General features: G+C 56.4%; 11 protein-coding genes and 3 pseudogenes. 8 read left to right on the forward strand and 6 right to left on the reverse strand.

The genetic code is table 11. The features are described 5' to 3' along the window. Position 1 precedes the first annotated feature (1 nt). The 4 genes and pseudogenes from M0D66_RS36975 to M0D66_RS36990 form a co-directional block, all read left to right on the forward strand. Positions 2–535 (forward strand): annotated as a pseudogene (locus M0D66_RS36975) (IS5 family transposase); the annotation flags it as partial. Between the two features lie 607 nt (positions 536–1,142). Beyond that, positions 1,143–2,006 (forward strand): reverse transcriptase N-terminal domain-containing protein, encoded by an 864-nt coding sequence (locus M0D66_RS36980; protein WP_266212858.1) that lies wholly within the window; start codon positions 1,143–1,145, stop codon positions 2,004–2,006. Next, positions 2,003–2,614: a group II intron maturase-specific domain-containing protein gene (locus M0D66_RS36985; protein WP_266212859.1), complete on the forward strand. Its 612-nt coding sequence runs from the start codon at positions 2,003–2,005 to the stop codon at positions 2,612–2,614. The genes M0D66_RS36980 and M0D66_RS36985 overlap by 4 nt, the downstream gene beginning before the upstream one ends. Before the next feature lie 112 nt (positions 2,615–2,726). Beyond that, positions 2,727–3,149 (forward strand): annotated as a pseudogene (locus tag M0D66_RS36990) (transposase); the annotation flags it as partial. Between the two features lie 928 nt (positions 3,150–4,077). Here the strand turns inward: M0D66_RS36990 and M0D66_RS36995 are convergent. Further along, the gene (locus M0D66_RS36995) at positions 4,078–4,731 is read right to left on the reverse strand and encodes an autoinducer binding domain-containing protein (protein ID WP_266212860.1); all 654 of its coding nucleotides are present in this window, start codon (positions 4,729–4,731) and stop codon (positions 4,078–4,080) included. A gap of 258 nt (positions 4,732–4,989) precedes the next feature. Beyond that, entirely contained in the window at positions 4,990–5,736 is a 747-nt protein-coding gene (locus M0D66_RS37000; RefSeq protein ID WP_266212861.1) for a LuxR family transcriptional regulator, read from the reverse strand. Positions 5,737–9,397: 3,661 nt separating this feature from the next. On the opposite strand from M0D66_RS37000, the gene M0D66_RS37005 reads away from it, so the two are divergent. The 3 genes from M0D66_RS37005 to M0D66_RS37015 are packed head-to-tail and all read left to right on the forward strand — an operon-like array spanning position 9,398 to position 10,682. Next, the gene (locus tag M0D66_RS37005) at positions 9,398–9,565 is read left to right on the forward strand and encodes a hypothetical protein (RefSeq protein ID WP_266212862.1); all 168 of its coding nucleotides are present in this window, start codon (positions 9,398–9,400) and stop codon (positions 9,563–9,565) included. After that, positions 9,529–9,975: a cysteine hydrolase gene (locus M0D66_RS37010; protein ID WP_266212869.1), complete on the forward strand. Its 447-nt coding sequence runs from the start codon at positions 9,529–9,531 to the stop codon at positions 9,973–9,975. The genes M0D66_RS37005 and M0D66_RS37010 overlap by 37 nt, the downstream gene beginning before the upstream one ends. Before the next feature lie 53 nt (positions 9,976–10,028). Further along, positions 10,029–10,682, forward strand: coding sequence for a hypothetical protein (locus M0D66_RS37015; protein ID WP_266212863.1), 654 nt, complete (start codon positions 10,029–10,031; stop codon positions 10,680–10,682). On the opposite strand, the pseudogene M0D66_RS37020 reads toward M0D66_RS37015, so the two are convergent. Further along, positions 10,643–12,262: pseudogene (locus M0D66_RS37020) on the reverse strand (IS66 family transposase). The gene M0D66_RS37015 and the pseudogene M0D66_RS37020 sit on opposite strands and share 40 nt — an antisense overlap. A 66-nt stretch (positions 12,263–12,328) precedes the next feature. Between M0D66_RS37020 and tnpB the strand changes: the two are divergent. Then, positions 12,329–12,418 (forward strand): IS66 family insertion sequence element accessory protein TnpB, encoded by a 90-nt coding sequence (tnpB, locus tag M0D66_RS38045; protein WP_367619548.1) that lies wholly within the window; start codon positions 12,329–12,331, stop codon positions 12,416–12,418. Positions 12,419–12,618: 200 nt separating this feature from the next. Here tnpB and M0D66_RS37025 read toward each other — a convergent pair whose 3' ends face one another. The 3 genes from M0D66_RS37025 to M0D66_RS37035 form a co-directional block, all read right to left on the reverse strand. Next, positions 12,619–12,945, reverse strand: a complete 327-nt coding sequence (locus M0D66_RS37025) for a hypothetical protein (protein ID WP_266212864.1) — start codon at positions 12,943–12,945, stop codon at positions 12,619–12,621. A gap of 67 nt (positions 12,946–13,012) precedes the next feature. Next, a complete protein-coding gene (locus M0D66_RS37030; RefSeq protein WP_266212865.1) occupies positions 13,013–13,708 on the reverse strand; it encodes a universal stress protein in 696 nt (231 codons plus the stop codon). 1,151 nt (positions 13,709–14,859) lie between these two features. Further along, positions 14,860–15,252 carry a hypothetical protein gene (locus M0D66_RS37035; protein ID WP_266212866.1) on the reverse strand — a complete coding sequence of 131 codons (393 nt, stop codon included), beginning with the start codon at positions 15,250–15,252 and terminating at the stop codon, positions 14,860–14,862. Positions 15,253–15,670: the final 418 nt, after the last annotated feature.

Raw genomic sequence — 15,670 nt, forward strand, 5'->3', positions numbered from 1 at the left:
GATGGCACAACTTGGCCTTGGTCTGGATCTGTCAACGAAACGCACGCGCAAACGGGAATTTCTCGAAGAGATGAGGCGCGTGGTGCCGTGGTCGCAGCTGATTGCCCTGATTGAGCCGCACTATCCGAAGGGTAAAACGGGACGGCCGCCCTTTCCGATTGCCACGATGCTGCAGATTCACTTCATGCAACAGTGGTTTGGTCTGTCAGACCCGGCGATGGAAGAAGCGCTCTATGACGTACCGTTGTATCGCGACTTCGCGGGGCTGGACGGCGGCATGACGCGATTGCCGGACGAGAGCACGATCCTGCGGTTTCGCCACCTGCTCGAAGCGCACGGTCTGGCTGTGCAGATGCTCGCGCTGGTCAATGAGATCCTGAGCGGCAAAGGTCTGATGCTCAAGGCCGGGTCGGTAGTCGACGCCACGTTGATTTCTGCGCCCAACTCGACGAAGAACGCCTCAGGTACGCGCGACCCGGAAATGCACCAGACGAAGAAGGGAACTCAATGGTACTTCGGGATGAAAGCGCATGTGCGACCTGCAAGTCGCTTGAATTTCTGTTCGACTCAACGTGATCCGTTGTGATCGAACCGGCTGTTCCATCAGCCGTTTCCTACCCAGACATGCGGAGCCGGTAACGGCTCGGTGTGAAGCTCCGGGGACAATGTAACCACCGATCTGTATCGGTACGCGGACCCGTGAGGGAAAGCGGAATCTGCCAGCACAAGTGCGGTGAGGGACTAGGAACGAGCGGTAACGACCAACATACGTGAACCTCTATTAAACGTCGTCATCATTGACAAGCCAAATGTGCTGACAGGCTGAGCCAAAATGGCGCGCGGCAAGGTCTGGCCTCTGTGTGCTGGGTCAGCATGGACATTGCGCCGCCGGCGGATAGGAGGGGTCCGTCCCGCTCTGAAATTCATGCGGAACAGGATAAGCCCGTAGTGCTGCCGGCAACGGCAGGCGAACCGCAAGGAACGCTGTTGGCACTGCGGGTAAGGGATTGCGGAAAAAGCGAACGCCTTCCTGTAATGGGGAGGATACCGGCTGCTGCATGGTCGGACGCGAAAGCGGGCAGACTTCCGCGTGGTCATTCATGGCGAGAGAACTTGATTAATCGTTATACGAGGGAAGGCAGATGACGGCAATCGGTGGCGCTGCACAAGCAGAGGCGATCGATGCTGGTGCGTCCTCGCACCCCGCTGAGATGTGGCTTCAGGCTGATTGGCCTCGCATCACAGATGAGGTGAAACGACTCCAGGCGCGTATCGCCCAGGCAACCAAGGAAGGCAGATGGGGCAAAGTAAGTGCCCTGCAGCGTCTGCTGACCCGCTCGCATAGCGGCAAAATGCTAGCCGTGAAACGAGTGACAGAGAATCGCGGCAAGAGAACGCCGGGCGTTGACGGCAAGACCTGGCCAACTCCGGCGGCCAAATGGAAAGGGGTGGAGGCGATGCAACACCGCAGTTACCGGGCGTTGCCGCTTCGACGTATCTACATCCCTAAGAGCAACGGCAAGAAGCGTCCGCTAGGAATTCCCCGCATGCTATGCAGATCAATGCAGGCGCTATGGAAGCTCGCCTTGGAGCCCATTGCGGAAAGCCTGGCGGATCCAAACTCGTACGGGTTTCGCCCCAAACGTTCGACTGCCGACGCCATTGAATATTGTTTTACCACGCTGGCTAAGCGCAAGTCACCAGAGTGGGTTTTAGAGGGCGACATCCGTGGCTGTTTCGATAATTTTAGCCACGACTGGATCCTCAAACATATACCAATGGATAAGGTGGTCCTGCGGCGATGGCTTAAGGCCGGATTTATCGATAAAGGTACCCTGTTCGCGACCGAGGCGGGAACTCCGCAAGGGGGCATCATCTCACCCGTCATCGCGAACATGACGTTGGACGGACTTGAAGCGGCAGTAGATGCCAGCGTAGGGCCGACGCCACGCGCCGCCGAAAGTTCAAAGTCAACGTCAACAGGTATGCGGACGACTTCGTTGTGACCGGAGTCTCGAAAGATATTCTGGAGCAGAACGTACTCCCTGCGGTCAGGCAATTTCTGGCCGTTCGGGGGCTGGAACTCTCGGAAGAGAAAACCAGAGTCACTCACATTGCCGATGGGTTCGACTTCCTCGGGCAGAATGTCCGCAAGTACGCGGATAAGCTGCTTATCAAACCAGCAAGCAAAAGTGTGAAGGCACTTCTGGAGAAGGTTAGGGAGATCGTGAGGCAGCACAGGAGCGCCACGCAGACGAATCTGATTCTGCAACTCAACCCCGTGATTCGAGGTTGGGCCATGTATCACCGTCATGTGGTTTCCAAGTCTCATTTTACGTCGATAGACGCTCACATCTGGCAGCTCTTATGGAAATGGGCTATGCGTCGGCATCCCACGAAAGGCACGGGTTGGGTGAAGCACAAATACTTCCACGTAGAGGGACATCGTACTTGGGCGTTTACCGCGCGAACCAAAGATCGCGGGGTCATCCGACTGTTTCGAGCTACGATGATTCCAATTGTTCGGCACGTGAAGATACGTGGTCAGGCAAATCCGTTTGACCCTGCGTGGTCGCCTTACTTTGCCCGTCGTCGAACCGCGACCGATGGTTGATTGCCCGGTCCCATCCGATGGGGCTGCCGAATGGCTTGAGCCGGATGCGGGGCGACTCGCACGTCCGGTTCTTAGGGGGCGGTGGCGCAGCAATGCGCCACCGCTACCCGACATCGGCGTGGACGCGGAGTCTGGCCTGGTTCACACGGTCGTCGGCACAGCTGCCAACGCCCAGGACATCAATACAGCCGAAGCGTTGTTACACGGCGAAGAGGCGGATGTGTACGCTGATGCCTGATATCAGGGTATTCAGAAGCGATGCGCGGACGGTTCAGTGCGCTGGCATGTCGCAATGGGACCCGGCAAGCGCAGAAGACTGGACCTGAGTGATCGTCTGGACGCGATCTACGATCAGATCGAACGTCTGAAGGCCGGCGTGCGCGCCAAGGTGGAGCATCCATTCCGGATCATCAAGCGTCAGTTTGGCTATACGAAGACCCGATACCGTGGCTTGATGAAGAACACTGCGCAGATCACGACGCTGTTTGCGTTGGGTAACCTGTGGATGGTGCGTAAGGTACTGCGCAAAGCGTGAAACACGTGGGCGCAGACGCCATGAATTTCGGCAAACGCACCTTCCTACGGTTCGAACAGAACGGTGATCGAGGTCCCGGCATCTTCGCCGCCACTACAACGCGGGCAGCAAACTGCGCGATGCGCAGGAAACGGGTTGTGCAGACCTTCCCTAGCGCCCCGATGGCGAGGTCTGCGTCGTACGCGCGGTGGTGCGACAGCGCGAGCTGCTGCTCACCGAACAGCTGGGTGCAGCGTATTTAGTAGGCGCTGGTGCAGATGATGCAGATGAACCTCCAGCTTACCGAGGCACTCACTGACGTGATGGGTACCACCGGACAGGCGATCGTTCCCGCAATCGTTGCCGGTTAACGCGACCCGAAGATGCTCGCGCGTTTCCATCACGATCTCGTCAGTGCCAGTACCGAAGACGTCATCGGGGCGCTAATCGGCAACTGGCGCGAGCAGCGCCTTTTCATACTCGGGTACCCGACCCACCGCCTACCGCGACAGCAGACACTTAATATGGCAGCCATGAGGCTGTCACGCAACAACTCAGCGCTCGGCGCATTCTACCGACGGCTGTTCCCCGCATGCACAAACCGGTCGCCAACCACAGCGGTGGCCCACAAGCTCGCCCGTATGGTGTACTTCATGCCACGCTCGGCAAGCCTGCGTCGACCAGAGGCAGCACGTTATGAAGGACAGCAAAGGCAGCGAGGCATCGCGGCCCTCCGGCGACGTGCTTCCACCTTTCGATTCCAACTCCAGTCAAACGCGCCAACGCCCTGAAAACCGCCTTTCCGCCAGGTTTCTTGAGAAAATGAAGCAACACGAACCGTCCACGCCCGCGTTGCATTGGTGGGCGGGTTCGCCAGCGGATGCATCTCCGAACTGCGGATGAACAAAGACACACGCCATAGGTTCACCGCGTCAACGACGTCCCAGATTCATCTCTTCCTGTCCCGGGAATGTTGCAGAATCAGGGACGCTTTGGCCCCTATGTTATCAATCTCCATTTGACGTTCGCCAAAATACCTGCCTTCCGGCGCAGTCACATACTTTCTTGCGCTATCGACCGCTACATCTCCAAGGAGGGCAAGCCTCGGCAAGAGTAACTCGACATCTCGCCGGAAGACGTCATTCGGTTTTTGATCACTAACAAGGCAGAGTATGCTAAGACCCTCTCCGGGACCGTAAGAGGGAAGTGCAACTCCAGTGCGCAAGCCATGCATGCACGCTTCCTCAAACATATTCTTCTGTATAGAGTTTTTGAAATCGTCCGCTGTCCAAACGAATGGTGATGAACGCGTCACGCAATGCGCAACAACAGGGTCAATGTACGCGTAGCGCAGTTCTGTGTATTTTTGACGCCATATCAACGGATACGTACTACGTATATACGCATCTTCGTATCTCATGCAAAGCCGTGGAAGCGCGGCAAAAAGGATTGTCTCGAAACCCCACTCTCCGGCGATGCGTGAAAGTCCATCGAACCAGAGAGTCTCATCCCGGCTCTCCAACCGGGCGGAGAGTTTTTCCAGAAGGTTGCTTGACATAATTCCCTTTCGGTCCGGACGAACAATAGGTTGACCTTCTTTCAACTGGACGCTTCAGAGGAAACCGAAGTCTTGAGCGCCCCATCCATGCATTCCCTGTCTACGCACGCACGTCAATCGACGGCTTCGAAGCACCGCGGATCTTCCCGATCAAGCGCTCTCATTGGGGACATCTCTAACGTATCAATTTCCGAGCGTTGGCCCGAAGTCAGATCGTCCATGCAACGTCATCTATCGAATTTCTTTCCCATCGCTTCGGCAGTTACGGTGTACAAGATCAGCGAATCGCGTACCCAAAAGCGGCTAGAAACGAGACGACACATCAATAACGTCGACGATTCCCAATTGCACGGCGATCATGACAGCCGCTCGGCTAGAGCTTACGTTGAACTTGGCACGTACATTCGCCATGTGAAAATTCACGACAGCTTCCGAAACCCCGAAGATTGTAGAAATCTCCCACGCGGTCTTTCCGATTGCAACCCACTCAAGACACTCTTTCTCACGTGGGGTAAGTTTCGGGGTGCGTCTATTCGCGTGTGCATCTACATGCTTTCGCGCACCGTCGGCCACCACGTCCCTAAGCAACACGAGATTGGGAATCATCGCCTCAATATCCTTTTGGAAAGAGTTGCCTGGTTTGCGGTCGCTAACAAGGCAAAGCAGACCTCTTTTTCCACCTGGCCCATGGACCGGAAGTGTAATGCCGCTGCGCAAGCCGTAACCAGCGGCTTCCTCATACATAGACTTCTGCGCTGCTGTCGAAAAGACCTCGGGTGTCCAGACGAGTGGCGCCGCGCGCGTCATCGAATGCGAAACCACGGGATCGATGTATGCAAACTGCCCCGCACCGTAGGAGCTTAGCCACGATGAGGCGTACGTGCTGCGCACGAAGGTATCTTCGAACTTTAAACCGGACCGAGGGAGCACCGCAAACGTGATTTGATCGAAACCCCACTCCTTAGCCAATCGCACCACGTTTTCGAACCAGGCCGCCTCCTCAAACGAACCCAATATAGTGGACAGCTGTTCAAATACACTCTTCGACATAGCCCTGTCTTCCCAAAAAAGCCGCGATCGGCTCATCGTTGTTTGAGAGCCTAGCTAGGTGCCCGAAAAATCTCAGCTTGTCGCACTCTTATATTGATAGAGCTTTCCCATGCCTCTACCTTTCGTCTTCAACATGGCGCGATTTACCAATGAAACTTTCTGAATTAAATATTTAACTCGGTATGCGTATCATCGTTAAAATGGCGCGAAAATATGTTGAATTGATTCCGTGCAGAACGCGAACTGGCCCGCTTGTGCACACGCCCTCCGCGTATCGACAAGGATCAGCTCACCCTTCGGACTATTTGTTGCGAGTCAAGCACATCTGTATCAATCCGGCTTTCTATCTAATTTTGAGTAATTCGCTACATTCGAAAATATTTCTCAACTTTACGTGCACAGCTATCGTGCTGTACCTCTTAGAATGTCAATGGCACCGGAAGTACTGTGATCGTCATCTCGAGGGATATTTTTACTGACTCGCTGATTGATTTTACATGCCAGTGACGATTTTCGACGGTTCGAAATTGTTTCGTTTGATGTCGCGCCGCGTATCGCGCATTGACGTCGGTCAGTACTGCTCGCCAACGGCGTGTGACGACCCCCCTTTCTAGCCGTCCCTGAACAGTCTGGAAAGCCATGGGTTCCTGCGTTTTTCCCGTCGGAACGGTGTCGTAAGAATTGCGGAGACCCCGCGTATTAAGACGCGGAACGACCATGTACGTGCTTGTTTTTCGCGACCTCGAATATGTCGAGCGGCATGATCACCGATACCGAAAGATCGATCCGCGTATCAACGCCAAAGGCCACCGGCAGAATCGCTTTCTTGAAACGCATCGACGCAATGGCGAATATACGCGACGCGTCTAGTGCGGATCGCAACAGATACCCTTGACGGTGCAAGTTATCGCGAAGATTCCGAGGCGCTAGCCCAGACGAGCGGGAGCAACACGGGGCGACCCACAGTCCCCTCAAAGATCAGAATGCGAACGCTCACGTGTTCCGGCGCGCTGCTTGCGGCGTGGCGTGTTCCCCCTATGCCCACAAACCCGCCAGTGTGCGTTGCCGGATGGATAGATATAGCGACCATCAGCCCAACATGACCCGTTTCCTGACATCGCAACCAATGAAGCTGTCCGCTTTTTCGACGCGGCAATCAATCAACGCCTCCTTTCGACCTGTTCATTGTTCAATGGGAACCTCCCAGAAAGGGTCATCATTGACTCACGGACCACGTGAGACTCAGTCACGTCCGAATTGCATCGAAATTGGCTACAAAAAGAGCCCGCTCCGAGGAGCGGGCTAACGAGGTTTGCTACTGCGCCTTCCGGGGATGAAGACGCAGTAGCACTTTAAGCCTGGTTCCCCTGAATATGCACTCGGAATGTTATTTCGCTTGATGTCGCGTCGCCGTGGCGACTACGTTGAAACAGCATTCGAAAGACGGTTGTCGATGGTTCAGTCAGCCATGACGGACGGCCGCACGGAGAGGATTGACCTCGTCAACGGTTCGGCATGCTCGGCGAGATCCTGCTTACCCTAAAAAAAGCGTAGGGATTCAACCTGAACAATCCCGAAAATCCCTTGTGTGCTGTGGTTTTGCGCCCGGAATGGCGCCGCGGGAATCGCAAGGGCTGGCATCGAGGCACATGAGGCCTGCAATTTCCGGTGAGGTTCGAATACGCCCGTGACACGCCTACTCTACCGAGCACGTATTCGACCTGCCCGACGGCGAATGCTGTCTGGCAGGATAGAAAATCCTTATGGGCGCAGGTCGACAGGCGAGACGATCGAATCTACCACGATTGCCTGTGTGATCGAGGTGTCCTTTGGGGAATCCGTGATTGTTGACACGACGGCGGAGGAGACCGCGGCGATTGACGGCGTGCAAATCGCTGCGGACTTCCTTGAACCCAACAGGCGATTTCGGACGGCTACGGCATTCGCCCAGCGATCACGGTGTCTCCATCGAGACGCCCAAGAGTGACGTCTCTGGAGATGAAAATTACAGGACCGGCGACCGACAAACCGGATGCGACTTCCCGGAATAGCCGATCAGACTGTCCGGCTCGTCGAAAAGCGCTGCCCATACAGGCGGGGCTGTATCACTCTCTACACGCGTGAGCCCGATCGCGGTCATGTACAACTTTCCGAAGTGAGCCTTTTCCGGCAGAAGACTCCATCGACGGGCAACACACTGGCTATGTCTATCGAAACGGGCAAGCGGCTCGGGGTGTTTGTCGTGCTTGCCCGGGCTCGCGGCCAGTCGACTCGCTCTCTTTAGTCCGCCGCAGCGTACCTGCCCTCCGTCGCAGACAATTCGACCAGAAGCACCCGGCATCCCAACTCGAAATAGGTCGAAGTCGGCAATGCTCTTCGTGCTGCTATCAGTTGGGCACGCACTGACTGACAATCCGCAAGAATCACCTCTCGCTGCCTGGGGACGGCCGTCCCGCAGTGAAGCAATGTCTCAAGCCGCACCACGGCGGCGATCAACTTCTGCATTTCGCTCATGTTGTCCTCGACTCACACTATGTCAATCGACCTTGCGCAATATCGCTTTCGGCACTGCGAATCGTCAGTAGCCGGTCGAACACAATCACCCGCATTTCGCCTCTCAGCCGTAAGCCCCGCACGTACTTCGCATTCGCGCATCGTCCGAGTTCGTTCGGGTCGTTACTTTCCCTGTTGAATACAAGGAGCATCCAGCCGCATTTGGTGCTCACTTGGCACGCGCCAGATAGCGCAGAGCGGTTAGTCTCCGGCATCCGGGGAGATCCGGTTTTCCCCGGCGTGACGCCACCAATGGGCTTGACTTGCTTCATCGGCTCTGTCTGATCAACGTGAGTTCATCGGCGCGGATCGTGAAAAGGCAGATCAGGGACGGTCGCAAAGCGATGCCGCATTCACGTGCATCTTGGCCACGCATCCGATACAGCGCGGAATGCGCGGCACATTTCCTCCCGCCTTTCCCGTGAAGATGGTCTCGGGAGGGCCAGTTCCCGAGAGTATGACAAGAAGATCCAACGCACGCTTTCCGGTGGCTCTCAGTATATGTTTGTGCGCCACTATCGCACCTTGAAATCTTGTTTCATGAAATGTCATCACGAAAAATGCGAGATCATTTTTCTCACGCAGACTGACAGGTATGGACATGAGTTTACACACGACCGCGACGACAGAGGTGACTCGCGCCAAGCGTGCTTCGAGATGCAATCAGACGTCGTGGGCATCCGTGCAAACTCGACATTCCCCAGCCGGCGATCGTCCTCAATACCACCGAGGGTTACCGCGGTTGCAATCAAACGAAACAAACTTTCGATTTAACTCACGGGTCAGCAAATCTACAGTTCCAGTTTCTCTGTTGTCTTAACTTACGGCCCCGCTCGTTTTCATGAGGTCGTATAGAAATGACCCTCTTAGTCGGCTGCCCGGTTTTCGAGGCCATCTTCGCCTCTTATTCCGTGAAACGAAATTCGCTCGCCGACGCATCGTTCGATATTCGTAGCGGAATCCTAACTCCACGACGTGTTTGCTGGCCCCGCCTCACATGCACCTCGGTTGGTGAGGCGTACAATCGGTGCGTTTTTCGCTGGCGCTCCACGGGCTTGAATAGGCGGTAGGAATTACCCTCTTGTTAAAAATCTGCAGGAAAATCGCCGTGAAAACTGCTCTCATCGTTCTGGATCTGATCAACGATATCGTCACCAGCAACGGCAAGCTCGGAGCTGCCACCACTGCTGTTCAGGCAGAATCGCGCGCCATCATCGACAAGCCAATGCTGCAATTGCGATCGCCGGCAGCGAAGGCCGGCCAGTCGTTCTCATGAAGGCGGGATTTTCGGCGTACTACCAGGAACAACCGAAGTATTCGCCGTTCTTTGGCAAGGCGCACGAATATGGGGCACTGGAGATGGGCCAGTGGGGCACAGCATTTCATCCCGAAGTCCATGTCGAGCCAACGGACTTCATCGTCACGAAATCGCGCGTGAGCGCTTTCTACAATACGTCGCTCGAATCGTTGCTGCGCGCTCAAGGGATCGAGCGCGCGGCGCTCCTCGGCGTGAGCACGACGTGGGCAGTTGAGTCGACCGCTCGTGACACGCATGATCGCGACTACCGGGTAGTCGTAGTGGAGGATGCATGCGCTGCACGCGATGAGGAGCAACACCACGCGTCCGTCAAGAATATGTCCGCGATCGCGAGCGTGACAACAGTCGACCAGTTAGAGAACCTATAGCCGCGGTCAAGGGCATAAGCGTGGATGACAGAGAGTCAATAGACGTGCTCCGCATGATGCTCGTCGAGCGAGGCCGTACGGCGCTGATATGGTTGCGCGCAAACGTCTTGTGGAGGCAACTGGGACGTACCGTGCTGGCACTCGCACAGCTTGTCGTGTATTACTACTTCACCGGTGATCCGATTGCGCTGCAGTCGAACCTGATCCTCGTCTCACTCTACATTGGCGCAGCCCATATCAATTACGGTCTCCCGGGCGTGCTATTGCATGCGTTCGTGATCCTTGTGGCCTTTGGCACGCTGCTGTTTGCGCAGCACCCCTGTGTGTTGTTTGCGGTCCTCGCGACACTATTGGCAACCTCCGCCGTACTGCTTGGCCAATTCCGTGAGAACTGGCGCACATTCAGCAGTTTCTATCTTATTCCATCGGTCTATATGGCGATGGACCTGTTTGAGCAGAACCATGGAATGTACCTCTGGTCGGTATTAAACCAGGTCGTGCGTAACCGCGAATTCAAGCACACCGTATCGAGAAGCATTCGCGATGGATGGTCGCGTATCGCCGCATCGCGGCGATCGAGATCGATCATCGATGTCGTGACTTTGAAGGGTGCGAGTTTGATGACGCACGGACGGATGGCCCGCGCGTCATCGCATGTCACTCAGACTCAGTCAGTGGATGCCACGGATTTTTGTTGTTTCGCGTAGTTGAACGGCAGCAGGTGCGTGACGTCGGCGTCCAGTGCGCGTTGCGGCAGTTCCTTCAGCACGTGCAGCAGATACGTGTACGGCTCGACGTTGCACGCACGGCATGTAAGCATCAGGCTGAACACCATCGCGCTCGCCTTTGCACCGTCAACCGTATCGCTGAACAGCCACGATTTACTCGATGTAGCAAACGGTCTGATGTCCCGTTCCAGCAGATTGTTATCCACTGCGACGCGTCCATCGGTGACGTAGCGGCTGAGGTATTTCCACTGGGTATGCGTATAGCTGATCGCCTTGCCCAGCAGACTTTCGGGCAGCACCAGCGGCGCCTTTTCATCCAGCCATTTCTGGAAGGCTTCCAGCAGCGGTACGCTATGTTGCTGGCGCAGCCGATACCGGTGATCAGCCCATGTTTCGTTCCCCGGTACCTCGCCCCGCGCAAGCGCGTCGACCTGATACAGCGCCCTGAAGTATTCGAGCGCCTGATGGACGAGCGTGCCCGTTTTCTTTTTGCTACCCTTGTGCGCATCGACGAACAGCCTGCGCGCGCGCAAGACATCCGAAGTGCGTCACGCCTTCGAGCGTGCGCCACGCGGCATAACCGTCGGTCAGCAGCATGCCGTTGTAGCCGGCGAGGAACGCCTGTGGATATTCCTAGCCACGCCCCGGCGGGTAATCGTACAGCACCACCGGCTGCTCGCATTCTTCGGCGCTCCTGTAACACCACATATACGAGCTGCTCTGCGGGGTCTTGCCTTCCTCTTTTAGGACCTGCGTCGTCGTCTCGTCGCCGTGGATCCGGCACTGTGACAGCAGCGTCTGGTGCAACGCGTTGTAGATCCGGCTGTAGTGCAGTTGCGCGGGCCGGATGATCCATTTCGCCAGCGTGCCCCGCGTGACAGGAACGTTGGCGCGCGCGAGTACGTCCTCCATCCGGTACAACGGGGTCCCGTCGACGAACTTGCCAACCGTGACGGCCGCGATGATTTCCACGCTCGCGTTGCTGCCAGGCAGTGGCTGTGCCGGCATCGGCGCGGTGAGGATGGGCGTGCGTTCGGCGTGGCGATCACAGTGGCGAAACGCATATTTGAAACGCACGTGTTGCAGTACTGACACCTTCACTTCATAGTGCAATTGCTCACTGATTTCCTCGCCCATACGGTGCAGCGAGTTGCTGCAGCACGGGCAGAACTTGTGCTCGTCAGGCAGGTCGTATTCAATCGTTGGCGGGGCAGATGCGGCAGTGGCTTGCGCCCACGCTTGCCTCGTGCAGGCCCTTCCGTTTCCGGTAGTCCTGTGTCTGGCAGCGCGAACGCATCGTCCACCTCATCATCGCCATCGGTGCACGGCGTTGCGGCAATCTGCTCCGCCTCGTCGAATACGCGGTCCCTGGGCTTCTCGCTACCCGGCGCGAAGCGCTTGTCCTGCGCGAGGCGGAACAGTTCCTCGAGCTGCTCGACCCGCTGCACGAGCTGCCGGTTGCGATCCTCGAGTTCGAGAATGCGGGCAATCAGCACATCAGAAGCGAGCTGTTTGAGATGGTCCTTGGTGGACGACTTCGTGTGATCATGGGTATCCATGTGTGCCACGATACTGAAGTCGTCGTCTCAACAGGTTTACCGTCAGCCTGGAAACATTGTCGCGTCATGTTACGTGACCGGATCAAACTCTTGCTGTATGACCGCACGGGTTTCTGGTTGATGCTGCGCCGACTTGAGGAGGATCGCTTTGTGTGACCGCACAGGCAGCAGGCGGTGATCGAATTGACGACCGAGCACCCAACGTTTCGATCAGCGCCGTCACCAGCGCGGCATCCTGAGCTGTGCATTCCAGCTCGACGCTTACGCCGTTTGGCAACTGTGCAACCAGCCGCGAGGGCAGCAGCGGACGTTGCGACGCACATACCGGCTCACGTCTTGCCGGCGCTGCCGGCGGGTCAGGCTTCATGGGTCGCTCCAAATACGCGTGCGCGTCGGCACAATCCCTGGCCTGAACCACAGGAACGAACACCGCCGGGCTGTTCTCGATGACGTTCGGAGTGGTACCCGATGCGCTTCTGCGCGTGGCCTTGTACCTGCCAATCCATCGCCCGCAGCTGGTTCGCGTTCACGCCGGCTTTGAGCGTCATGCCCGCCACTGACTCGCCGGGTTCGAGGCAGGCCTTAATTAGCCGCTGCTTGTCGCGTTTGTCAAAACTTCGTTTGCCGTCGGCGCCGACGTTGATTACACGCAGGGGCAGGAAATCTGGATGGCTCTCGGTCATGGGGGGTGTCCACTGAAATGAACTGAACCCCGGAAATTGGTCATAGATCCGACCCTTGGGGTTCAGTTCAAAACCAGCCTAGTTCAATTTGGGGGCGATGATAGATTTTTTGACAGCACCCCGGGTCGACTACCGCCGTCAACGATCGAAAAGACGGGCTGGGTTGGAGACGGTCATACCCGCAGTCGAATAGTTGCTGTCGCAATGGAGTGCCCAAGACTAGAACGTCGAACCGTCTTTGTTCGGTGCCGCCCCTTATTTGCTGGCTTCCGGTGGACAATCGGCTTCTTTCGTCTGAACCCTGTTTGTCCGCAAAGAGACCCGGACCTTTCGCGATCAGCACCGAGACACCTGCGTGACGGGTTACTGCATCAGACATACTCTCTTTCCAGAAGCGCCAGCCCTTCACTTTTCCAGTGCCGAGCACGATAAGATCAGCATTGAGATCGCGTGCGGCGTCAGAAATCGCCCTTCCTACGGTCACGGCGGAGGTAGGGAGAGTTATCGTCAGCGTCTCCCCAGCTATGCCAGCGTCTTTCATCAATCGAGCACTTCGATTCGCGACGGCGCGCCCCTGATCTTCGATAGAGCAAGAAGCGGCAATCCCGAGGTCATATCCTGCTACCGTTGCTAACAGCGGAATCATGTTAATCACGTGCAGCGCGCTGAGGTGGGCGCCACACTCCCGAGCCAGTTCGATTCCAGTCAACAAACCCGTGTCGCTCAGACTTGTACCAACGGCCACCAGAATACGCTTACGCATGCATGTACCTCAAGATTGGCGCACGACGACGTACACGCGTCCCAAGAGACTCGACGTCGCACAGAACGTGGACTGGACCTCCCATCGTTCGAGGTCAGGCGATGACCTGCAAGACTGCGAGTGGCTGGGGCAAGCCAACAATGAATTGGAGGACTGGATATCCGGTTGCCCGCCACAACTGTTTCACCGCGGAGCTCTCAGCACCGCGGATGCATGGTGGCAAAGGCTCAATGCCCCCGCCTCGATAAGCGGCGCTCAACGCGGTAGCGTGCAAGCACAACATCCAGGATCCCGTACGTGTTGATGTGTCGATAATCATAGGTTTGAGTCGCCAGCGTAAATCGTGTCGACATCGGATGAAATAATTTCCCCGTTGAGTTCAGGCGGTGGCTGAGTGAGGCTGATCGGGAACCGCCCATGAGCGTGGCAAGTCAGATGGCTTGTATCCCAAGAGGACGCGGCAGTATCTTTGCGTAGCGATTTCTTGAACGTCCAAAACCTCCTCAACGGGATCGATAGAAATGATGCTGCCGTGTACTATCAGTTCATTGTGAAACTGACCAGACTGTCGCTGGCCAGGATGCACAGGTCCGATCCGGACTCACTCGGGTAGATACAGCGTCCCTCAACTCGAGGAGACTCGATACGTCGCATCCGTCCCCGCCTTCACCCCTGCAATGGGGAACGCAGACGATTTGGTCATCTTCTTTCCAAAGAATATCTCGTGATCGACATTTCGCTGACTGAGGTAACCGCCCGTGATACGTTGTTCGAGACCGGTTGAGGAAAACCGGTGTCCACAGGCTTACCACAGCGGTCTAACGGTTCCTCGATCTTGTTCGGAATTGCAATCAGGTGCTCCAATTGAGGCCCCCAAACAATGCGAGCAGATCTCTGATTGGCGAATCGTTCCTGAATCAGCTACCGCAGAACTCTTCGTGATTGTGCATTGGCACTTCCTCCCAGACCTGGTGATAGACCAGGGCAATCTCAGTGATAGGTGTGTTGTGTTTCTCGATCTTCCGCCCGTAAAGCGCAAGCAAGGGTGATCCCGGTGCCTTGTTGCCTTGATGAAGCTGGTGCAGGGCCAGTACTGTGAATTTTCGCGCTCGCGGTATGCAGCTGGTAATGCCTGATTGCGCGAAAATCCGTCAGAATGCTGAAAGGAGCAGATCAAGACTGACTTCCCGCGTGGCGTCATGCTGACGAAGCGCGATTTCAACGAGCAACTGTTCACACGCGCCACGAAACTTGTTTTCCTTAGCGAGCACCTCGGCCGTACTCATGCGAAAGTCTTCGAGGAACCGGTCAGTACGTGCGGTGAGGTGCAGCGCGGCGAGATCGTGGCCGATTGCATGACATTGCGTTTCTCTCCCACGCCATGTATTCCGTGGCGCACCATCACTACCTGCCCGTCCCCATGAAGTGCAGCGCCTGTGCGCTACCTTTGATTCATCAGATTTGCTCCGAGAAACCTCGTCCTTCAGGGCGAGGACTGAAAGGAGCGCCGCCGGGAGGCAGCGCTCCCACGCGAGAAGAAACAAATCGCCGTCTCCGCGCAAAAAGCGTTCTCCCAACTGAAGGCGAGGAAGCCAGGTTAGCGGCGGCACAACGTCGCAGTCGGGTGCGAGCGGATAAGGCGCGAGAGCGAATCAGGCGTCGTATTCGACAAGTGTTGTAACGATCATCCAGGATGGGTGGCTTTTTTGCCCCGACGCGTAGGCGCAGGTCGAAGGATGGGTTTGAGTGTGGGTAGCTGACCGAGAAAAATCCTTTTCTCTTCTGGCAAGCCTTGTCGGGTTTTTTCTGGGGAGTAGCCTCCCCCATCGACGGAATCAGACCCACCGGAGGTTTTTGCCCGGCTTCATCCAGTGCTTGCGCGGGTTCTGTCGCAATAAGACGAGATTGCCGAGAATAATGCGATTACTGTGTACTGCTTATGAGATGAGAGAATAGAACTGG

Source organism: Paraburkholderia sp. SECH2, assembly GCF_030464795.1.
Classification (GTDB): domain Bacteria; phylum Pseudomonadota; class Gammaproteobacteria; order Burkholderiales; family Burkholderiaceae; genus Paraburkholderia; species Paraburkholderia aspalathi.

What these genes read in the sequence shown, in the direction of transcription:
- M0D66_RS36980 (WP_266212858.1), top strand. Translation starts at nt 1,143, where the DNA reads ATGACGGCAATCGGTGGCGCTGCACAAGCAGAGGCGATCGATGCTGGT.
- M0D66_RS37000 (WP_266212861.1), bottom strand. Translation starts at nt 5,736, where the DNA reads ATGTCGAAGAGTGTATTTGAACAGCTGTCCACTATATTGGGTTCGTTT.
- M0D66_RS37015 (WP_266212863.1), top strand. Translation starts at nt 10,029, where the DNA reads ATGATGCTCGTCGAGCGAGGCCGTACGGCGCTGATATGGTTGCGCGCA.
- tnpB (WP_367619548.1), top strand. Translation starts at nt 12,329, where the DNA reads ATGTTACGTGACCGGATCAAACTCTTGCTGTATGACCGCACGGGTTTC.
- M0D66_RS37025 (WP_266212864.1), bottom strand. Translation starts at nt 12,945, where the DNA reads ATGACCGAGAGCCATCCAGATTTCCTGCCCCTGCGTGTAATCAACGTC.
- M0D66_RS37030 (WP_266212865.1), bottom strand. Translation starts at nt 13,708, where the DNA reads ATGCGTAAGCGTATTCTGGTGGCCGTTGGTACAAGTCTGAGCGACACG.